Annotated in this window: 2 protein-coding genes and 1 pseudogene; all 3 read right to left on the bottom strand. The window is 45.7% G+C overall.

The genetic code is table 11. The features are described 5' to 3' along the window. Positions 1–624, bottom strand: a pseudogene (locus tag Q0257_RS00535) (hypothetical protein); the annotation flags it as partial. A gap of 45 nt (positions 625–669) precedes the next feature. Beyond that, on the bottom strand, positions 670–855 hold the full coding sequence (locus tag Q0257_RS00530) for a hypothetical protein (protein WP_297964095.1): 186 nt from the start codon (positions 853–855) through the stop codon (positions 670–672). Beyond that, on the bottom strand, positions 855–1194 hold a 340-nt coding region (locus Q0257_RS00525; RefSeq protein ID WP_298020203.1), incomplete at its 5' end, for a phage protein GemA/Gp16 family protein. The genes Q0257_RS00525 and Q0257_RS00530, both read right to left, overlap by 1 nt.

Below are 1194 nucleotides of genomic sequence, written 5' to 3'. Positions count from 1 at the left end.
ATCGTCCAAGATCGCAAGCACCTTGTAAAATTGCACGCCGTATTTGCTTCCTTGCGTCACGGCGGCTACGTTTTGTGCCTGAAGTGCGATATGATCGGCTACTCCTTTAAAATAGCTCTCATCTGCGTTTATAATGGAGCCGAACTCCTCTTTCAGTGCGGAGCCTACCTCCTCGTTTGCAATCTCTGCTTTAAAAACCCGCTCGATAATATCTTTTAGCCTATTCTGCAGCCTTTCGTTGTATTCTTTGCCCATCCAATAAAATCCCTTGCGCATAGCCTCGATCGCTTCGGCATCGACGGTGTCAAAGCTAAATTTAACGGCTTCTTTAATGTGCCCCGCAGCCGCTACGGCAAGCTTTTTGCTCACCTTTTGCGCAAGGATGATATATATGCTTTCTAAATCTTGTGGGCTAACCTCGATATTTGCACTTGCAGCTTTATCTAAGAGTAGCTTTTTTAACGTAGGCGCGTCCGTTTCTTGCGTGCCAAGAGCTACGATTTCATCTAAGATCTGCTCCAGCCTCTGTCTTTGCGTCTGTGAGTAGTTTTGCAACAAGGCTTCTACCTCGCCCTTTGCTTTTAAAATTTTAAATCTTATTAAGGATCTAGCTAAATTTCTCATTTTTTACCTTTTAAATTCACCAAATTTAGGTGGATTTTAAACCTTTTATGCCTTTTTATCTATCTCGTCAATATACTCTACGTAACCCGCCAGATCTTTATCTTTAAGCGGTTTTTCTTCAGTAATCCAGGTATAGCCGCATTTTTCGCAGCGGCGCATACGGATATTTTTTAGCCCCTTTATGGTTTTTAGCACGGCGGTTTTTTCGTGTGCGCACTTCGGGCAAAACACTATCTAGCCTCCCTCATTTTCCTAAGAGCGGCAATAACCCAGGATGCTTGCTTTTTACTTAGCTTTGACACATCGGCGCAAGGCTGCTTAATGATGCGCCCTACAAAGGCTAGCAGCGCAGTTTCGCTTACGTTTACCGCTACGCTTTGCCATGCGTTTCTTATGGCAAACACTTGCGGAGCGGTCGCTGCGCTCTCAAATCTGCGAGGAGTGGCCTTGCCGTCCATTACCGCTAGCACGTTTACGAGCTCTTTTATGTTTAGCTCGGCGCAGCTGCCCACACCCCAGCTTTGCAAAAATACATCCCACGCCCCTTCTTGCACGGCGTGCCTATGAAAT

The organism is uncultured Campylobacter sp., from assembly GCF_938018035.1.
Taxonomy (GTDB): domain Bacteria; phylum Campylobacterota; class Campylobacteria; order Campylobacterales; family Campylobacteraceae; genus Campylobacter_B.
The sequence above is the reverse complement of the archived record's forward strand: the minus strand, read 5'-3'. Positions and strand labels throughout refer to the sequence as shown.